This window comes from Williamsia serinedens (genome assembly GCF_024171725.1).
In the GTDB taxonomy this organism is placed as follows: Bacteria; Actinomycetota; Actinomycetes; order Mycobacteriales; family Mycobacteriaceae; genus Williamsia_A; species Williamsia_A serinedens.
This window is the reverse complement of record NZ_JAMTCG010000001.1, coordinates 88665-105519: the sequence shown is the minus strand read 5'-3', so window position 1 is coordinate 105519 and position 16855 is coordinate 88665. Positions and strand designations below refer to the sequence as shown.

At 69.8% G+C, this 16855-nt stretch carries 14 protein-coding genes and 2 tRNA genes; 3 read left to right on the top strand and 13 right to left on the bottom strand.

From position 1 onward, the window contains the following. Positions 1-213 precede the first annotated feature (213 nt). From ndk to mobA, 6 genes are all read right to left on the bottom strand, one after another. Positions 214-627 (bottom strand): nucleoside-diphosphate kinase, encoded by a 414-nt coding sequence (gene ndk, locus LX12_RS00460; protein ID WP_253652549.1) that lies wholly within the window; start codon positions 625-627, stop codon positions 214-216. Between the two features lie 38 nt (positions 628-665). Further along, positions 666-1082 (bottom strand): hypothetical protein, encoded by a 417-nt coding sequence (locus LX12_RS00455; RefSeq protein WP_253652548.1) that lies wholly within the window; start codon positions 1080-1082, stop codon positions 666-668. A gap of 115 nt (positions 1083-1197) precedes the next feature. Further along, positions 1198-1638, bottom strand: coding sequence for a DUF4233 domain-containing protein (locus LX12_RS00450; RefSeq protein ID WP_253652547.1), 441 nt, complete (start codon positions 1636-1638; stop codon positions 1198-1200). Beyond that, positions 1635-3053: a bifunctional tetrahydrofolate synthase/dihydrofolate synthase gene (folC, locus tag LX12_RS00445; protein ID WP_253652546.1), complete on the bottom strand. Its 1419-nt coding sequence runs from the start codon at positions 3051-3053 to the stop codon at positions 1635-1637. Before folC ends, LX12_RS00450 begins: the two co-directional genes overlap by 4 nt. Then, positions 3050-5698 carry a valine--tRNA ligase gene (locus LX12_RS00440; RefSeq protein WP_253653116.1) on the bottom strand — a complete coding sequence of 883 codons (2649 nt, stop codon included), beginning with the start codon at positions 5696-5698 and terminating at the stop codon, positions 3050-3052. The genes folC and LX12_RS00440 overlap by 4 nt, the downstream gene beginning before the upstream one ends. A gap of 45 nt (positions 5699-5743) precedes the next feature. Beyond that, positions 5744-6349: a molybdenum cofactor guanylyltransferase gene (mobA, locus tag LX12_RS00435; RefSeq protein ID WP_253652545.1), complete on the bottom strand. Its 606-nt coding sequence runs from the start codon at positions 6347-6349 to the stop codon at positions 5744-5746. Positions 6350-6399: 50 nt separating this feature from the next. Between mobA and LX12_RS00430 the strand changes: the two genes are divergently transcribed. Beyond that, on the top strand, positions 6400-8763 hold the full coding sequence (locus tag LX12_RS00430) for an FdhF/YdeP family oxidoreductase (protein WP_253652544.1): 2364 nt from the start codon (positions 6400-6402) through the stop codon (positions 8761-8763). After that, positions 8763-9572, top strand: coding sequence for a formate dehydrogenase accessory sulfurtransferase FdhD (fdhD, locus tag LX12_RS00425; protein ID WP_253652543.1), 810 nt, complete (start codon positions 8763-8765; stop codon positions 9570-9572). The genes LX12_RS00430 and fdhD overlap by 1 nt, the downstream gene beginning before the upstream one ends. Before the next feature lie 3 nt (positions 9573-9575). Here fdhD and clpX read toward each other — a convergent pair whose 3' ends face one another. From clpX to LX12_RS00395, 6 genes are all read right to left on the bottom strand, one after another. Continuing rightward, entirely contained in the window at positions 9576-10856 is a 1281-nt protein-coding gene (clpX, locus tag LX12_RS00420) for an ATP-dependent Clp protease ATP-binding subunit ClpX (protein WP_253652542.1), read from the bottom strand. 286 nt (positions 10857-11142) lie between these two features. After that, entirely contained in the window at positions 11143-11808 is a 666-nt protein-coding gene (locus tag LX12_RS00415; RefSeq protein WP_253653115.1) for an ATP-dependent Clp protease proteolytic subunit, read from the bottom strand. A gap of 80 nt (positions 11809-11888) precedes the next feature. Then, positions 11889-12500: an ATP-dependent Clp protease proteolytic subunit gene (locus LX12_RS00410; RefSeq protein WP_372504886.1), complete on the bottom strand. Its 612-nt coding sequence runs from the start codon at positions 12498-12500 to the stop codon at positions 11889-11891. Between the two features lie 151 nt (positions 12501-12651). Further along, positions 12652-14013, bottom strand: coding sequence for a trigger factor (tig, locus tag LX12_RS00405; RefSeq protein WP_253652541.1), 1362 nt, complete (start codon positions 14011-14013; stop codon positions 12652-12654). A 97-nt stretch (positions 14014-14110) separates the two neighbouring features. After that, a tRNA-Pro gene (locus LX12_RS00400) sits at positions 14111-14184 on the bottom strand. A 41-nt stretch (positions 14185-14225) separates the two neighbouring features. Further along, positions 14226-14299: transfer RNA gene (locus tag LX12_RS00395), tRNA-Gly, on the bottom strand. Positions 14300-14613: 314 nt separating this feature from the next. On the opposite strand from LX12_RS00395, the gene LX12_RS00390 reads away from it, so the two are divergent. Next, on the top strand, positions 14614-15318 hold the full coding sequence (locus tag LX12_RS00390) for a L,D-transpeptidase (protein WP_253652540.1): 705 nt from the start codon (positions 14614-14616) through the stop codon (positions 15316-15318). 60 nt (positions 15319-15378) lie between these two features. Here the strand turns inward: LX12_RS00390 and sthA are convergent, their stop codons facing one another. Next, positions 15379-16812, bottom strand: coding sequence for a Si-specific NAD(P)(+) transhydrogenase (gene sthA / locus LX12_RS00385; RefSeq protein WP_253653113.1), 1434 nt, complete (start codon positions 16810-16812; stop codon positions 15379-15381). Positions 16813-16855 lie beyond the last annotated feature (43 nt).

Below are 16855 nucleotides of genomic sequence, written 5' to 3'. Positions count from 1 at the left end.
CACCGGAGTGTGGGCGGCGGCTGCCGCGGTGCCCGGTGGTCCGCGGTGAACTGGGCTGATCACCGTGTCGGTCGACGATGTGTCGTCGACGACACTGCGAGTATCCCACACACGTCACATCACCCGGCGCATGGTCGAGATACGACACGGCCCGCCGGGACGCGTGTCCGGGCGGGCCGTGTGCGGGTGGCGGGTGGCGGGTGGCGGGTGCGATCAGGTCAGGCCGGGGAACCACAGCGCGATCTCGCGCTGCGCGGACTCGGGCGAGTCGGAACCGTGCACCAGGTTGTTCTGCGTCTCCAGCGCCAGGTCGGCGCGGATGCTGCCGGTCGCCGCCTTCTCGACGGGGTCGGTGCCGCCGGCGAGCTGACGGAAGGCCGCGATGGCACGCGGACCCTCCAGGACCGCGGCCACCAGCGGGCCGGAGGTGATGAACTCGAGCAGCGAGCCGAAGAACGGCTTGTCCTCGTGTTCGGCGTAGTGGCCGCGGGCCACCTCGTCGGTCGCGGTGCGCAGGTCGAGGGCGACGATGCGCAGTCCCTTGCGCTCGATGCGGGAGATGATCTCGCCGACGAGGCCACGGGCGACACCGTCGGGCTTGATGAGAACCAGAGTCCGTTCAGTCACGGCGACACCCTAGCGGGCACGGATGGACGTGCCGTGACTCAGTCGCAGAACTCCCCAGCGACCGGGAAGAAGCCGTAGTTGAAGAGGTTCCCGTCCTTCGCCCGCGGGTCGACGACGAGCTGCACGCAGCCGCCCGGCGAGGTGAGCGCGGAGTCGACGGTCGCGTCGAAGCGTGCCGCGAGCGCGAGGTTGGCCGCGCGGTACTGCTCGGGCACCGGGATGTCGGCGACGAACCGAGCGAGGTCGATCGACTTCGCCCGGACGGTGAGGTCATGCGTCGCGATGTAGGAGTACTCCTGCGACGACACGGGGACCGGCGGCCCCGGCGGGACCACGACCACCGATTCCTCGGCGCCGGCCGTCCCGGCTCCGAGGCCGGCCGCGACGATCGCGGAGGCCGCTGCGGCGACTCCGGCGGTGCGGACGAGGGCGGTGATGGTGCGCGCCGACTGCATGGGGTGACGTGTCCTCTCGATCGTTCGACGACCCCGGCCGCTCGCATGTGCGGGGGTCGCCCGTGATGGTGTCAGGCGGGGGCGGTGCCGTCATCCGCTCGCGCGGCCCGGGAGGTCACGAATCGGACACGTCTGCCGACGGCGACGGTCCGTGGTCGTCGAGGCGGACCTGGCCGGGCAGCCGTCCCTCCGCCATCCGCTTCGCGACGTCACGCTTGATGTAGAGGATGTAGAGCCACACGAGCCCGAACACGATGCCGACAGCGCCGATCGACCAGTGCACGGCGAACCCGGCGAGGAGGACGACCTGCAGCAGGAGGTCGTAGCCCAGGGCCCACGAGCGGCCCTGCAGGCCGGCGCCGAGGATCATCGCGACGGTGACCACGAGCAGGTATGTGGTCGAGACCGCGGTCAGCCCGCCGCCGACCTTGGCGACGATGGGCAGCGCCAGCAGCACCACGATCGCCTCGAGGATCAACGTCCCCGCCATGACGCCCCGCAACCCCCGCCAGGGGTCGGTGGTCGGCGGCGAGAAGCGGGGGGCCGGCTCGGTCATGCGGGGTCCTTCCCGAACAGGGTGCGGGCCGCACCGGCGGTGACCACCGAGCCGGTGATCACGACCCCCACACCGGACAGCCCGGCGTCGGACTCGTCGTCGACGTCCTCGGCGGCGATGACCGCCGCCTCGACGGCGTCGGGCAGGAACTCCCGCACCTGGACGCGGTCCTCGCCGAACACCGTCGCCGCGAGATCCCCGAGGGTGTCGGCGTCGAGTGCGCGGGGCGAGCCGTTGTTCGTGACGATCACCTCGTCGAGAACGGGTTCGAGGGCGGTGAGCATCCCGAGCACGTCCTTGTCGCCCATCACCCCGACGACGCCGACGAGGCGCCGGAAGTCGAACTCCTCGGTCAGGCCGCGCGCGAGCGCCGCCGCGCCGTGCGGGTTGTGCGCCGCGTCGAGGAACACCGCGGGCGCGCTGCGCACACGCTCGAGCCGGCCCGGCACGGTCACCGACGCGAATCCCGCTCGGACGGCGTCGACGTCGAGCTGCCGGTCGGCCCCGGCACCGAAGAACGCCTCCACCGCGGCGAGGGCCAGCACGGCGTTCGACGCCTGGTGGGCGCCGTGCAGCGGCAGGAACACCTCGTCGTACACCCCGCCGAGCCCCTGCAGCGTGACCATCTGCCCGCCGACGGCCGTGCGGCGCTCGAGGACCCGGAACTCCGAGTCCTGCCGCGCCACGACGACGTCGGTCTCGGCGACCCGCGCCATCAGCACCGCCGCCGCCTCCGGCTCCTGGGTCGCGAGGATCGCGATCGGGTCGACCGGGACGAGGTCGTCGACGGCGGGCTTGATGATCCCGGCCTTCTCCCCCGCCACCTTGGTCAGCGTGTCGCCGAGGTAGTCGGCGTGGTCCATCGCGATCGGCGTGACGACCGCGACCGACGGCTCGATGACGTTGGTCGCGTCCCACGTGCCGCCCATGCCCGTCTCCACCACGGCGACGTCTACGGGGGCCTCGGCGAACACGGCGTAGGCCATCGCGGTCAGCACCTCGAACTTGCTCATCCGCGGGCCGCCCTCGGCGACCGACGAGTCGTCGACCATCGTCACGTACGGCTCGAGATCGCGGAACGCGTCGACGTACTGCCGTGGCGTGATCGGCCGTCCGTCGACGGCGATGCGTTCGGTCGCGAGCTGCAGGTGCGGGCTGGTGATCCGGCCGGTCCGGCGGTGCAGCGCGGTGAGGAGCGCGTCGATCATGCGGGTCACCGACGTCTTGCCGTTGGTCCCCGCGATGTGGATCGACGCGTAGCCGCGCTGCGGTGACCCGAGCAGGTCCATCAGCGCGGCGATCCTGCTGAGCGACGGCTCGATCCGTGTCTCCGGCCACCGCGTGTCGAGTTCGGTCTCGACGTCGGCGAACTCCGCGAGGTCCTCGGGCGTCGGGACCGACGACGGCTCGGTCACGACGCGCCCAGCGCCGCCAGCGCGGCGCTCAACCGCTCGATCTCGTCGAGCGCGATCGTGTTCCGCTCGCGGATGCGCGCGACGACGTGATCGGGCGCCTTGCCGAGGAACTGCTCGTTGTCGAGCTTCCCGCGCGTCTGGTCCCTCTCCTTCTCGGCGGCGGCGAGATCCTTGGCGAGACGGCGCTTCTCGGCCTCGACGTCGACGGCACCGGAGGTGTCGACGGCGACGCGGACGGTCTGCGCCCCCACACGCACCTCGAGGGTCGCGGTGGCGGAGAAGTCGTCGCCGCGCGGGTCGAGACGCGCGAGGGTGTCGACGTAGGGCCGCAGGGCCGCGAGCCCCGCCGCGTCGAGACCGTCGATGTCGGCGGGGACACGCTTGCCCGGCGGCAGGCCCTGGTCGCTGCGGAAGCGACGGATTTCGGTGACCAGATGCTGGACCGACGAGATGCGTTCGGCCGCAGCGGAATCCGCGCCGTCCCGGACACCCGACGCCTGCGGCCACGCGGCCAGCGTCACCGTGCCCTGACCCGTGAGCGCCGTCCACAACACCTCGGTGACGAACGGCATGACCGGGTGCAGCGCGCGCAGCAGGGCGTCGAGCACACGACCCAGGACGAGCGCGGTGGTCTGCGCCGCGGCGCCGGACACCTGCACCTTCGACAGCTCGAGGTACCAGTCGCAGAACTCGTCCCACGCGAAGTGGTAGAGCGCCTCACAGGCCCGCGAGAACTCGTACGACTCGAACCCGGCGTCGGCCTCGGCGAGCACCTCGTCGAGGCGGCGCAGGATCCACCGGTCGGCGTCGGTGAGGTCGGCGTCGGCCGGGATCTCGCCCACGCGAGCGCCGTTCATGAGCGCGAAGCGGGTCGCGTTGAACAGCTTCGTGGCGAAGTTGCGGCTGTCCTGGGCGTTGGTCTCCCCCACCGACAGGTCCGCACCCGGACGGGCGCCGCGTGCCAGCGTGAAGCGCAGGGCGTCGGCGCCGTAGCGGTCGACCCAGTCGAGCGGGTCGATGCCGTTGCCCTTCGACTTCGACATCTTCCGGCCGTGCTCGTCGCGGACGAGGCCGTGCAGGAACAGGTGTCGGAACGGCACCGGCGCGTCGAAGTCGAGCGACGTCCCGACGTAGGTGCCGAACATCATCATCCGGGCGACCCAGAAGAACAGGATGTCGTAGCCGGTGACGAGGACGCTCGTCGGATAGAAGGTCCGCAGATCGGTGGTGTCGTCGGGCCACCCGAGCGTGGAGAACGGCCACAGGCCCGAGGAGAACCACGTGTCGAGGACGTCGGGGTCCTGCTCGTAGCCGACCGGCGGCTGCTCGTCGGGTCCGACGCACACGACGTCGCCGTCGGGTCCGTACCAGATCGGGATCCGGTGGCCCCACCACAGCTGCCGCGAGATGCACCAGTCGTGCATGTCGTCGACCCAGGCGAACCAGCGCGACTCCATCGACGCCGGGTGGATCTGCGTCGACCCGTCGCGCACCGCGTCGCCGGCGGCCTTCGCCAACGACTCCACCCGCACCCACCACTGCATGCTCAGACGCGGCTCGATCGGCTCGCCGCTGCGCTCGGAGTGTCCGACGCTGTGCACGTACGGGCGGACCTCTTTCACGATCCGGCCCTGCTCGGCCAACGCCTCCCGGACGGCGACCCGCGCCTCGAAGCGGTCGAGACCGTCGAACTGCGTCCCGGTGTCGGCGATCCGACCGGTCGCGTCCATGATCGTGGGCATCGGCAGGCCGTGCCGCTGCCCGATGGCGAAGTCGTTCGGGTCGTGCGCCGGGGTGATCTTCACCGCGCCGGTGCCGAACTCGGGGTCGACGTGCTCGTCGGCGACGACGGGGACGGTGCGCTCGAGGAACGGGTGCGGCAGCTCGGTGCCGACGAGGTCGCGGTAGCGGTCGTCGTCGGGGTGCACGGCGATGGCGGTGTCGCCGAGCATCGTCTCCAGACGCGTGGTCGCGACGACGATGTGCGGCTCGGCGTCGTCGAGCGAGCCGTAGCGGAAGCTGACGAGCTCGCCCTCGATGTCGCTGTAGGAGACCTCGATGTCGCTGATCGCGGTCTGCAGCACCGGCGACCAGTTGACGAGCCGCTCGGCCCGGTAGATGAGGCCGTCGTCGTACATGCGCTTGAACACGGTGTGGACCGCACGGGACAGTCCCTCGTCCATCGTGAACCGTTCGCGCGACCAGTCGACTCCGTCGCCCAGGCGTCGCATCTGGGCGCCGATGTCGCCGCTGATCTCCTCCTTGGCCTCCCACACACGGGCCAGGAAGCGTTCGCGGCCGAGGGCGTGGCGATCCGTCCCCTCGGCGGTCAGACGCTTCTCGACCATGGCCTGCATCGCGATCGCGGCGTGGTCCATGCCCGGCAGCCACAGCACCTCGTAGCCCTGCATGCGGCGTCGGCGGCTCAGCGCGTCCATGAGGACGTGCTCGAACGCGTGTCCCATGTGCAGGGAGCCGTTCACGTTCGGCGGCGGGATGACGATCGAGAACGGCGGCTTGCCGCTGTCGGGGTCGGCGGTGAAACAGCCGCTGTCGACCCAGCTCTGGTAGATCCGGGCCTCGTGGGCGCCGGGCTCCCAGCTCGTGGGCAGCGCGGGGCCGTCGGGTGTCGCGTTCTCAGCGATCCGGGGGTTTCCGGCGGTCTCGGGGGACGAACTCACCGCTCGAGTCTAGGGAATGGCGATCTTGTCCAGACGCAGCCGGTGCACGTCCTCGGGCGCGTTGACGTTGGTCAGCCAGGACGGGTCGCTCACGCCGACACGGTGCACGACCATCTCGTCGAGCGCGGCGAGCAGTCGACGCTCGCCCCCGGCGACGAGTTCGGTGAGCCGCCCGGCGCACGACGAGCGGTAGATCGCGGCGAGCGGGTGCTGCCGCTGCGCGTCGACGGCGATCACGGCCTCGTCGTCGGCGCCGAGTCCGGCGGCGAGCTCGTCGACCAGCTCGGCGCGCAGCAGCGGCATGTCGGTGGCGCACACGAAGACCGCCGACAGACCCCGCGCCGCGGCGTCGGTGAGTCCCGCCGCCAGCGCGCCGAGCGGTCCCGTCCCGGGGTCCTCGTCGGTGACCCACACGAGATCGGTGTCACCCGAGAAGGCCCGGTAGGCCGGCGAGTCCGCCGCCGCGACAACCGTGATCGGATCGCAGCGTCGTCGCAGTTCGGTCACGATGCGCGTGAGCATGGGCTGTCCGCCCAGGTCGAGTGCGGCTTTGTCCTCTCCCATCCGGCGCGAGGCGCCTCCGGCGAGGACGAGGGCGGCCAGTGGGTGCGACATCGGTCGAGTATCGCGTGACGGGGCCGGTGCGCGGGGCCACTATGGGGAACATGACGACAACCGGTTCTCGGCAGGACATCCCCGGGGACGGCTACTCCCCCGCCACCCCGCCACGCCCCACCGCGCCCGAGACGACGGTCGCCGAACCGGAGGAGACGTCGGTCCACCACGTCAAGACCTACGCCGCCGGCATCCCCGCGGTGGCCGTCTCGATGCAGCGCGGGTTCACCCAGATGGGTCCGTTCCGCACCGCCAAGACGTTCCTGGAGCTCAACCAGCGCCACGGGTTCGACTGCCCGGGCTGCGCGTGGCCGGAGAAGCCCGGCGGTCGCAAGCCGGCCGAGTTCTGCGAGAACGGCGCGAAGGCCGTGGCGGAGGAGGCGACCCGTCGCACGGTCACCCCGGAGTTCTTCGCCACCCACCCGGTGTCCGCTCTGCGCGAGCGCAGCGAGTACTGGCTGTCCCAGCAGGGCCGCATCACCCACCCGGTGATCCTGCGGGAGGGCGCGACGCACTACGAACCGATCGACTGGGACTCGGCGTACCGGATGATCGCCGACGAGCTGACCGGACTCGACGACCCCGACCGCGCGGTCTTCTACACCTCGGGCCGGACCAGCAACGAGGCCGCGTTCGTGTACCAGCTGTTCGCGCGATCTATGGGTACGAACAACCTGCCCGACTGCTCGAACATGTGCCACGAGTCGTCCGGTCACGCGCTGTCGACGACGATCGGCATCGGCAAGGGCTCGGTCACGGTCCTCGACATCGAGAACGCCGACCTGATCGTCATCGCCGGTCAGAACCCGGGCACCAACCACCCACGGATGCTGTCCATCCTGGGCGACGCCAAGCGCAACGGCGCCACCATCGTCGCGGTCAACCCGATGCCCGAGGCCGGGCTGATGCGCTTCCGCGACCCGCAGCGCGTCGGCGACATCCTCTCCGACGGCACCGACATCGCCGACGAGTTCCTGCAGGTCCGCCTCGGCGGCGACATGGCGCTGTTCCGGGGGCTGGCCGCGCTGCTGCTGCGTGACGAGAAGCGTGCTCCTGGAACGGTGTTCGACCACGAGTTCCTCACCGAGTACTGCGACGGCCTCGACGACTACCTCGCGGCCGTCGAGCAGACCGACCTCGACGAGGTGCTCGAGGCGACCGGTCTGACGATGGAGCAGCTCGAGACGTTCGCGCGGCTGTGGGAGCGCTCGGAGCGCACCATCGTCTGCTGGGCGATGGGTCTGACCCAGCACAAGCACGCGGTCGCGACCATCGAGGAGGTGTCGAACGCGCTGCTGCTGCGCGGGATGATCGGCAAGCCCGGTGCGGGCGTCTGCCCCGTTCGCGGCCACTCCAACGTGCAGGGCGACCGCACGATGGGCATCTGGGAACAGATGCCCGAGTCGTTCCTGTCCGCCCTCGACGACGAGATGGGGATCACGAGCCCCCGCGACCACGGCTGGGACGTCGTCGACTCGATCCGCGCGATGCGCGACGGCAAGGTCGACGTGTTCATGTCGATGGGCGGCAACTTCCTGTCGGCCACCCCCGACACCGACGCGACCCGCGCCGCGCTGGAGAAGTGCCGGCTCACCGTGCAGGTCAGCACGAAGTTGAACGCGTCGCACCTGCACACCGGCACGACGAATCTCATCCTGCCGACACTCGGCCGCACCGACCGCGACATCCGCGGCGGAAAGAAGCAGCAGGTCTCGGTCGAGGACTCCATGGGATCGGTGCACCTGTCGCGCGGGTCGCTGCGCCCGTCGAGCGATCAGATGCGCAGCGAGGTGGGGATCGTCTGCGAACTCGCGGACGTCATGTTCGGCGCCGACCACCCGGTCGACTGGCTGGGCCTCGCCGCCGACTACGACCGCATCCGCGACCACGTGTCCCGCATCGTCCCGGGCTGCGAGGACTTCAACACCCGCGTCCGCCAGCCCGACGGGTTCCTGCTGCCCCACCCGCCGCGCGATGCCCGCGAGTTCCCCACCGAGTCGGGCCGAGCGCAGATCACGACGAACGACCTGGTCTGGCTGCCGACGCCACCGGGACGGCTGATCATGCAGACCCTGCGCAGCCACGACCAGTACAACACCACCATCTACGGCCACGACGACCGTTACCGCGGGATCAAGGGCAACCGGCGTGTGGTCATGGTGAATCCGTCGGACATCGAGGCGATGGGTCTCGCTGCGGGACAGCGGGTCTCGATCATCTCCGAGTTCGAGACGGACTCCGGCGTCGAGGAGCGGCGTGTCGACGACTTCGTCGTCGTCTCCTACCCCACCCCGCCGGGCAACGCCGCCGCCTACTACCCCGAGACCAACCCGCTGGTGCCGCTGGACTTCGTCGCCGCGAAGTCGAACACGCCGGTGTCGAAGGGCATCACCGTGCGGCTCGTCGCCGCCTGATGGGACGCGTCACCACCCGAGCACGCGTCCGCCGGATCCGTCCGACGGGCGAGTCGACGCGCGCCGACACCCTCGCCGTCGAGGAGCCGTTGGAGATGCGGGTCGGCGGGACACCGCTGACCGTCACGATGCGCACGCCCGGGTCCGACGTCGACCTGGTCCACGGGTTCCTGTTGGCGGAGGGAATCATCACCGGCCCCGACGAGATCTCGTCGGTCCGGTACTGCGACGGCGTCGACGAGCAGGGGCGCAACACCTACAACGTGCTCGACGTCGCGACGGTGCCGCCGCGCGAGGTGACGCCGAGGTCCTTCGCGACAACCTCGGCGTGCGGCGTGTGCGGGACCAGTGAGATCGATCGGATCCGCACGACGATCCCCTGGGACCTGACCGCCGACGGGTGTCGCGTCGGGATCGATGTGCTGGCCGCGCTGCCGGACGCACTCCGGGCCGCGCAGGCGACCTTCGCGACGACCGGCGGGATCCACGGCGCGGCGCTCTTCCGCACCGACGGGACGCTGCTCGTCGCGCGGGAGGACGTCGGCCGCCACAACGCCGTCGACAAGGTGATCGGGTGGGCGGTCCGCGAGAACCTGCTGCCCCTGCGCGACACCGTGCTGATGGTGTCGAGCCGGGTGTCGTTCGAGCTGGTGCAGAAGGCGGGGATGGCCGGCGTCCCGATCATCGCCGCGGTGTCCGCGCCGTCGTCGCTCGCGGTGTCCCTCGGCCAGGAACTGGGCATGACCGTGGTCGGGTTCCTGCGCGGCGAATCCATGAACGTCTACGCCGGCGGGGACCGGGTGGTCTGAGCCTCAGGCGGTCTTGTCGCGACGCTCGTCGCGGCGCGGCTTACGCGGGACGATCGTCGGCAGGACGTTGTCGCGCACGGTCTCCCCGGTGACGACCACCTTGGCGACGTCGTCACGGCTGGGGATGTCGTACATGACCGGGAGGAGGACCTCCTCCATGATGGCGCGCAGCCCGCGGGCGCCGGTCCCGCGGTGGATGGCCTGGTCGGCGACCGCCTCGAGCGCGTCGGTGCTGAACTCCAGCTCGACGCCGTCCATCTCGAACAGACGCACGTACTGCTTGACCAGCGCGTTCTTCGGGGTCGAGAGGATGGAGACCAACGACTCCTTGTCGAGGTTGGTCACCGACGCGACGACCGGCAGACGGCCGATGAACTCGGGGATGAGCCCGAACTTGATCAGGTCTTCGGGCATGACCTCGGCGAACGCGTCGGTCATCTCGTCGTCGTTCTTCTTCGCGACCTCGGTGCCGAATCCGATGCCGCGCTTGCCGATCCGATCGGAGACGATCTTCTCCAGCCCGGCGAACGCGCCCGCGACGATGAACAACACGTTGGTCGTGTCGATCTGGATGAACTCCTGATGCGGGTGCTTGCGGCCGCCCTGCGGCGGGACCGACGCCTGCGTGCCCTCGAGGATCTTCAGCAGTGCCTGTTGCACGCCCTCGCCGCTGACGTCGCGGGTGATCGACGGGTTCTCGCTCTTGCGGGCGATCTTGTCGACCTCGTCGATGTAGATGATGCCGGTCTCGGCGCGCTTCACGTCGTAGTCGGCGGCCTGGATGAGCTTGAGGAGGATGTTCTCGACGTCCTCACCGACATAGCCTGCCTCGGTGAGCGCGGTCGCGTCGGCGATGGCGAACGGGACGTTGAGCATCTTGGCCAGGGTCTGCGCGAGGTAGGTCTTGCCGCAGCCGGTCGGGCCGAGCATGAGGATGTTCGACTTCGCGAGCTCGACGGCCTCGCCACCGCGGACGTCCTTGCGGTCGCCCGCCTGGATCCGCTTGTAGTGGTTGTAGACCGCGACCGCGAGGGTGCGCTTCGCCGTGTCCTGCCCGATGACGTAGTTCTCGAGGAAGTCCCGGATCTCCGAGGGCTTGGGGAGCTCGTCGAGCTTGACCTCGCTCGACTCGGCGAGTTCCTCCTCGATGATCTCGTTGCAGAGGTCGATGCACTCGTCGCAGATGTACACGCCGGGGCCCGCGATGAGCTTCTTGACCTGCTTCTGACTCTTCCCGCAGAACGAGCACTTCAGCAGGTCGCCGCCGTCACCGATTCGCGCCATCGTGTGCTGTACCTCTTCCTCGTGCACCGTCGCGAGTGCTCACGACGGGCGGACCGACCCGGTGGTCAGTATCCCCGACCGTACCCGCGGGTGGTCCGAACTTCGACCGATAACCACCATGTCGGGGCGCCGTGTCCGTACGCCCCGTCCCGGTGACGACGACGTCGCCGATGTGGCCGGGAGTGGTGTCACGACCTGTGTGTTCGGGCCCGCGGCCCGGACGTACAGGATCGCCCCTGCGCGAGCACGCCCGGCGCATCCGTGCGCCCGGGCGTGTCGTCGCCGATCAGCTCGCGCGAGCCGACTTCTTGCGGTACTCGAACACCTCGTCGATGATCCCGTACTCCTTGGCCTGGGCCGCGGTGAGGATGTTGTCGCGGTCGGTGTCCCGACGGATCTTGTCGGCGTCCTGCCCGGTGTGCGAGCCCAGGATGTCGTCGAGGCGGCGGCGGATGCGCTCGATCTCGGCGGCCTGGATCTCGAGGTCGGAGACCTGACCCTGGTAGGCGCCACCGGTGCGCGGCTGGTGGATCAGCACGGTGGCGTTGGGCAGCGCGGCGCGCTTGCCCGGCGTCCCGCCGGCCAGCAGGATCGCCGCCGCGGACGCGGCCTCACCGAGGCAGACGGTCGCGATGTCGCAGTGGACGTACTGCATGGTGTCGTAGATCGCGAGCATCGCCGGGACGCTGCCGCCGGGCGAGTTGACGTACATGATGATGTCGCGGTCGGGATCCTGGGACTCCAGGACCAGCAGCTGCGCCATGATGTCGTTCGCGACGGTCTCGTCGATCGGCGTCCCGAGGAAGACGATGCGCTCCTCGAACAGCTTGGCGTAGGGGTTGTACTCCCGCATGCCGTTGGGCGTGTGCTCGATGAACGAGGGCAGGATGTACCGGCTCTGCGCGCCCGCGGGCGCGAGACCCGACGGGGTCTGGCTGGACGAACCGAACATGGTCACGGGTTCTCTCTCTCCGAAGCGATGGGTTGCGGCGCGGGAGGCCGCGGGCAGGGGGCGGTGGACTGCGGGACGCGTCAGGGACGCGTGATGACGTGGTCGACGAACCCGTATTCCTTGGCCGCCTCCGCGGTGAACCACTTGTCGCGGTCGGCGTCGGCCTCGATCTTCTCCAGCGGCTGCCCGGTGAACTCGGCGTTGAGCCGGTTCATCTCCTTCTTCGTCAGCGCGAACTGCTCCGCCTGGATGGCGATGTCGGCGGCGGTGCCACCGATGCCGGCCGACGGCTGGTGCATCATGATCCGCGCGTGCGGCAGCGCGTGGCGCTTGCCCTTGGCACCGGCGGCGAGCAGGAACTGCCCCATCGACGCGGCCATGCCCATCGCGTAGGTCGCGACGTCGCACTGGGCCAGCTGCATGGTGTCGAAGATGGCCATGCCGGCGGTCACCGAGCCGCCCGGCGAGTTGATGTAGAGGTTGATGTCCTTGGTGCTGTCCTCCGCCGAGAGCAGGAGGATCTGCGCGCAGAGGCGGTTCGCGATGTCGTCGTCGACCTGGGTGCCGAGGAAGATGATCCGCTCGCGCAGCAGGCGCTCGAAGACCGAGTCGCTGAGGTTCAGGCCTGCCACGCCCGAGCTCGCGGTGATCGGCGAACCCGTCGCGGTCAGGAGGTTCTTCGGGTCGGTCACGCTTCCTACTTTCTCCGGGACTTGTGCGCGGACCCGAAAGGCGGGTCCGCTGCTCGGGTGCTCCACCGACACTAACGAATGCGGGTGGCCACCGGTCCCCGGTGCCACCCGCATTCGCTGACAGCGGAGCGATGTCCGCCGTGGAGTCGTGTCAGTCGTCGTCACCCGTGGTCGACGCGTCCCCGTCGGACTCACCGGTGCCGAAGAACTCCGAGGTGTCGACGGTCGCACCGGTGGTGTCGGTGACGGTGACCAGCCCGACGATGCCGGCGAGGGCCTTGCTGCGACGGATGTCGGCGTAGATCGCGCCGAGCTGGTCGGCCTGCTGCAGCTGCTGGATGAACTCCTGCGGCTGCATGCCGTACCGCTGCGCCTGGAAGATGATCTGCTGGGTCAGCTCGTCCTGGCCGACGGTCGTCTCCTGCTGCTCGGCGATCGCGTCGAGCAGGAGCTGGGTCTTCACCGACGTCTCCGCGGCCGAGCGGGCCTCGGACTCCCACTCCTCGCGGGTGGTGCCCTGCGCGGTGAGGAACTCGTCGACCTTGGCGTCGTCGTGGTCGAAGGCGTGGATCACCTGGTGCATCTGACCGTCGGCCTCGGCCTCGACGACCTTCTCCGGCACCGGGATCTCGACGGACTCGAGCAGCTTCTCGAGCACCTTGTCGCGGACGGTGGTCGCCTGCTCCGCGCGCTTCGACCGGCCGACGCGCTCGCGCAGGTCGGCGCGCAGCTCGTCGACGGTGTCGAACTCGCTGGCCATCTGGGCGAACTCGTCGTCGGCCTCGGGGAGCTCGCGCTCCTTCACCGAGTTGAGGGTGACGGTGACCTCCGCCTCCTCGCCGTTGTGCTCACCGGCGACGAGCGTGGTGGTGAAGGTCTTGTCCTCACCGGCGGACATGCCGACGAGCGCCTCGTCGAGTCCGTCGATGAGCTGACCGGAGCCGACCTCGTGCGACAGGCCCGTGGTGGAGGCCTCCTCGACGGGCTCGCCGTTCACGGTGGCCGACAGGTCGATGGAGACGAAGTCGCCGTCCTTTGCGGCCCGCTCGACACCGGTGAGGGTGCCGAACCGCGCACGCAACGCCTCGAACTGCTCGTCGACGGCGGCGTCGTCGACATCGACCGGCTCGACCTCGACGGTGATCGTCGAGTACTCGGGCAGGGTGATCTCCGGACGGACGTCGACCTCGGCGGTGAAGGTGATCGACTTGCCGTACTCGAGTTCGGCGAGATCGATCTCGGGCTGCCCGATCGGGTTGGTCTCGGTCTCGGCGATCGCCTGCGAGTACTTGCCGGGCAGGGCGTCGTTGACGACCTGCGCGAGCACCGAGTCGCGACCGACGCGGGCCTCGATGAGCTTGGCCGGGGCCTTGCCCGGGCGGAAGCCGGGGATGCGGATCTGCTGCGCGAGCGACTTGTAGGCGCGGGCGAAGTCACCCTCGAGTTCCTCGAACGGGACCTCGACGTTGAGTTTCACCCGCGTCGGGCTCAGCTGCTCGACGGTGCTCTTCACGACTGTGTGACTCCTTGCTGTGGACCGGGTCGGTGTGGGTGACGCGGTTGTCGCGCGCCGCCGCGATCGCGGCGGCCGGTCGGCCACCGTTCTGCGGTCGGGATGACAGGATTTGAACCTGCGACCCTCCGCTCCCAAAGCGGATGCGCTACCAAGCTGCGCCACATCCCGGTCTCGGTGACGACGCCACCGCCACTCCGCGACGGGAGCGGTGGAGCGGGTGACGGGAATCGAACCCGCGTAGCCAGTTTGGAAGACTGGGGCTCTACCATTGAGCTACACCCGCGCGCACACCACGTCGGGCGGGATCGCCCCCGGCGTCGCGTGCAGCGGCGACTCTACCGTGCGCGCGTCGGCGGGCCGAATCTGCCGTCTCCCGCCGCCGGTCCCGCGCGGCCACCCGCGATCCGACGTCCCAGCAGTCACACCAGTCACACGCGTTGGCACAGGTCACAACGTCGCGGGTGTCCGTGTTGGACAGACGGTCCGCTCATGCGACGATGACGACGCGCGGCGGGGGTCTCGCGCAGAAATCGCCGTCTCCTCACCGCCACCGTTCATGCCCACAGGGCACCGACACCGAAGGTCAGGTCCGAACTCGTGCCGACTCCCTCGAACTCCCGCCGGGGTGCCACCCGCACCCGTCTCGTCACGGTCGTCGCCGGTGCAGCCATCGCGCTGTTCGCGATCCCCGCGACCGCCGGGGCAGTTCCCGCGTCGCCGCCGCCGACCATCCCCGGTCTGCCCGGCGTCCCCGCGCCCGACTTCCTGAAGCCGTTCCTGCCGCCGTCGTCGACGGCTCCGGCCCCGGCTCCCGCGGCGCCGCCGAGCACCGAGCCCGCGCCGGCCCCGGCCGACCCGGCTCCCCCGGTGCCGACGAAGACCGGCTGGGTGGCCCTCGCCGACGACGCCACCCACACGATGACCGTGTGGCACGACGGCAAGATCGCGCGCAAGGACATCCCGATCTCGATGGGGTCGAACGCGCACCCGACCCCGAACGGCACGTACTTCACCAAGGAGAAGTACCGCGACATGTACATGGACTCGTCCACGTACGGCGTCCCGGTCGACTCCCCCGGTGGCTACCGCACCTACGTCGAGTACGCGATCCGCATGAGCTGGGACGGCATCTTCCTGCACGCCGCCCCGTGGTCGGTCGCCCAGCAGGGCAAGACCAACGTCAGCCACGGCTGCATCAACGTCAGCACCGAGAACGCCAAGTGGGCCTTCGAGAACTTCCCCGAGGGGACTCCGATCGTGGTCCGCGGCACCGTCGGCGGTCAGTACGTGCAGGGCAGCTGACCCGCACCACGTTCGACCACTCCCGCATCCCCCGTCGGCCACCGGCCGGCGGGGGATGTGTCATTGGGTGCCCAGTTCGTGCGCGGCACCCGAGCCGGTCACCCGGCTGATCGCGCGCATCTTGTTCACCGCGTCGAGTGCGGCCACCTTGTACCCCTCCGCGAGGGTCGGGTAGTTGAAGACGGCGTCGACGAGGTAGTCGACGGTTCCCCCGCACCCCATCACCGTCTGTCCGATGTGGACGAGTTCGGCCGCGTTGCTGCCGAAGACGTGCACGCCCAGCAGGGTCCGGTCGGTCGCGTGGACGAGCAGCTTCAACATGCCGTACGAGTCCCCCATGATCGCCCCGCGGGCGAGCTCGCGGTACCGGGCCACCCCCACCTCGAAGGGCACGCCGTCCGCGGTGAGTTCCTCCTCGGTGCGACCGACGTAGGACACCTCGGGGATGGAGTAGATCCCGATCGGCTGGATGCCCTCGCCGTTGCCGACCGGCTCACCGAACGCGTGGTAGGCGGCGCGCCTCCCCTGCTCCATCGACGTCGCCGCCAACGCGGGGAACCCGATCACGTCACCGACCGCGTAGATGTGCTCGACCGAGGTCCGGAAGTGTTCGTCGACCGCCAGCCGACCGCGGTCGTCGGCCTCGAGACCCGCTGCGGCGGCGTTCAACTCGTCGGTCACGCCCTGCCGACCGGCGGAGTAGAGAACCGTGTCGGCCGGGATCTTCTTGCCCGACTCGAGAATCGTCAGCGTCCCACCGGCGTGCTTCTCGACGGTCTTCACCGACTCGGAGAACCGGAAGGTGACACCGCGCTCGCGCAACTGGTACTGCAGCGCCTCGATGATCTCGCGGTCGCAGAAGTCGAGCATGGTGTGTCGTCGTTCGACGACGGTCACCTTGGTGCCCAGCGCCGCGAACATCGACGCGTACTCGATGCCGATGACACCGGCGCCCACGACCACCATCGACTGCGGCACATGGTCCATGCCGAGGATCTGGTCGGAGTCGACGATCGTCGCGCCGTCGAAGTCGACGGTGGACGGGCGGGCGGGGCGCGTGCCGACCGCGATGACGACGTGGTCGGCCTTGACGGTCGTGTGGTCCCCGTCGGGTCCGTGGACGGCGATCTGGTGGTCGTCGACGAACGTCGCACTGCCGATCAGCAGCGCGACCCGGTTGCGCGCCAACTGGTTCTGGATGACGTCGATCTCCTTGCCGATCACGTGATGTGTCCGGGCAGAGAGGTCGGCGACGGTGATGTCGGACTTCAGGCGGTAGGACTGACCGTAGAGCTCGCGCTGGTTCAGACCGGTCAGGTACATGACCGCCTCGCGCATCGTCTTCGACGGCACCGTGCCCGTGTTGATGCAGACTCCGCCGACCATGTCCCGGCGTTCCACGACCGCTGCGCGCTTGCCCAGCTTCGCCGCCGCGATGGCGGCCTTCTGGCCCGCCGGCCCCGAGCCGATGACGAGGAGGTCGTAGTGGTCCACGGTCACGCTCCGTTGGTCGACGCCCGACGCCACCGGGCGGCGG

Excerpts from the sequence above, each read along its gene's own strand:
- LX12_RS00455 (WP_253652548.1), bottom strand. The coding sequence starts at position 1,082 with ATGCAGTCGGCGCGCACCATCACCGCCCTCGTCCGCACCGCCGGAGTC.
- LX12_RS00450 (WP_253652547.1), bottom strand. The coding sequence starts at position 1,638 with ATGACCGAGCCGGCCCCCCGCTTCTCGCCGCCGACCACCGACCCCTGG.
- mobA (WP_253652545.1), bottom strand. The coding sequence starts at position 6,349 with ATGTCGCACCCACTGGCCGCCCTCGTCCTCGCCGGAGGCGCCTCGCGC.
- LX12_RS00430 (WP_253652544.1), top strand. The coding sequence starts at position 6,400 with ATGACGACAACCGGTTCTCGGCAGGACATCCCCGGGGACGGCTACTCC.
- fdhD (WP_253652543.1), top strand. The coding sequence starts at position 8,763 with ATGGGACGCGTCACCACCCGAGCACGCGTCCGCCGGATCCGTCCGACG.
- clpX (WP_253652542.1), bottom strand. The coding sequence starts at position 10,856 with ATGGCGCGAATCGGTGACGGCGGCGACCTGCTGAAGTGCTCGTTCTGC.
- LX12_RS00415 (WP_253653115.1), bottom strand. The coding sequence starts at position 11,808 with ATGTTCGGTTCGTCCAGCCAGACCCCGTCGGGTCTCGCGCCCGCGGGC.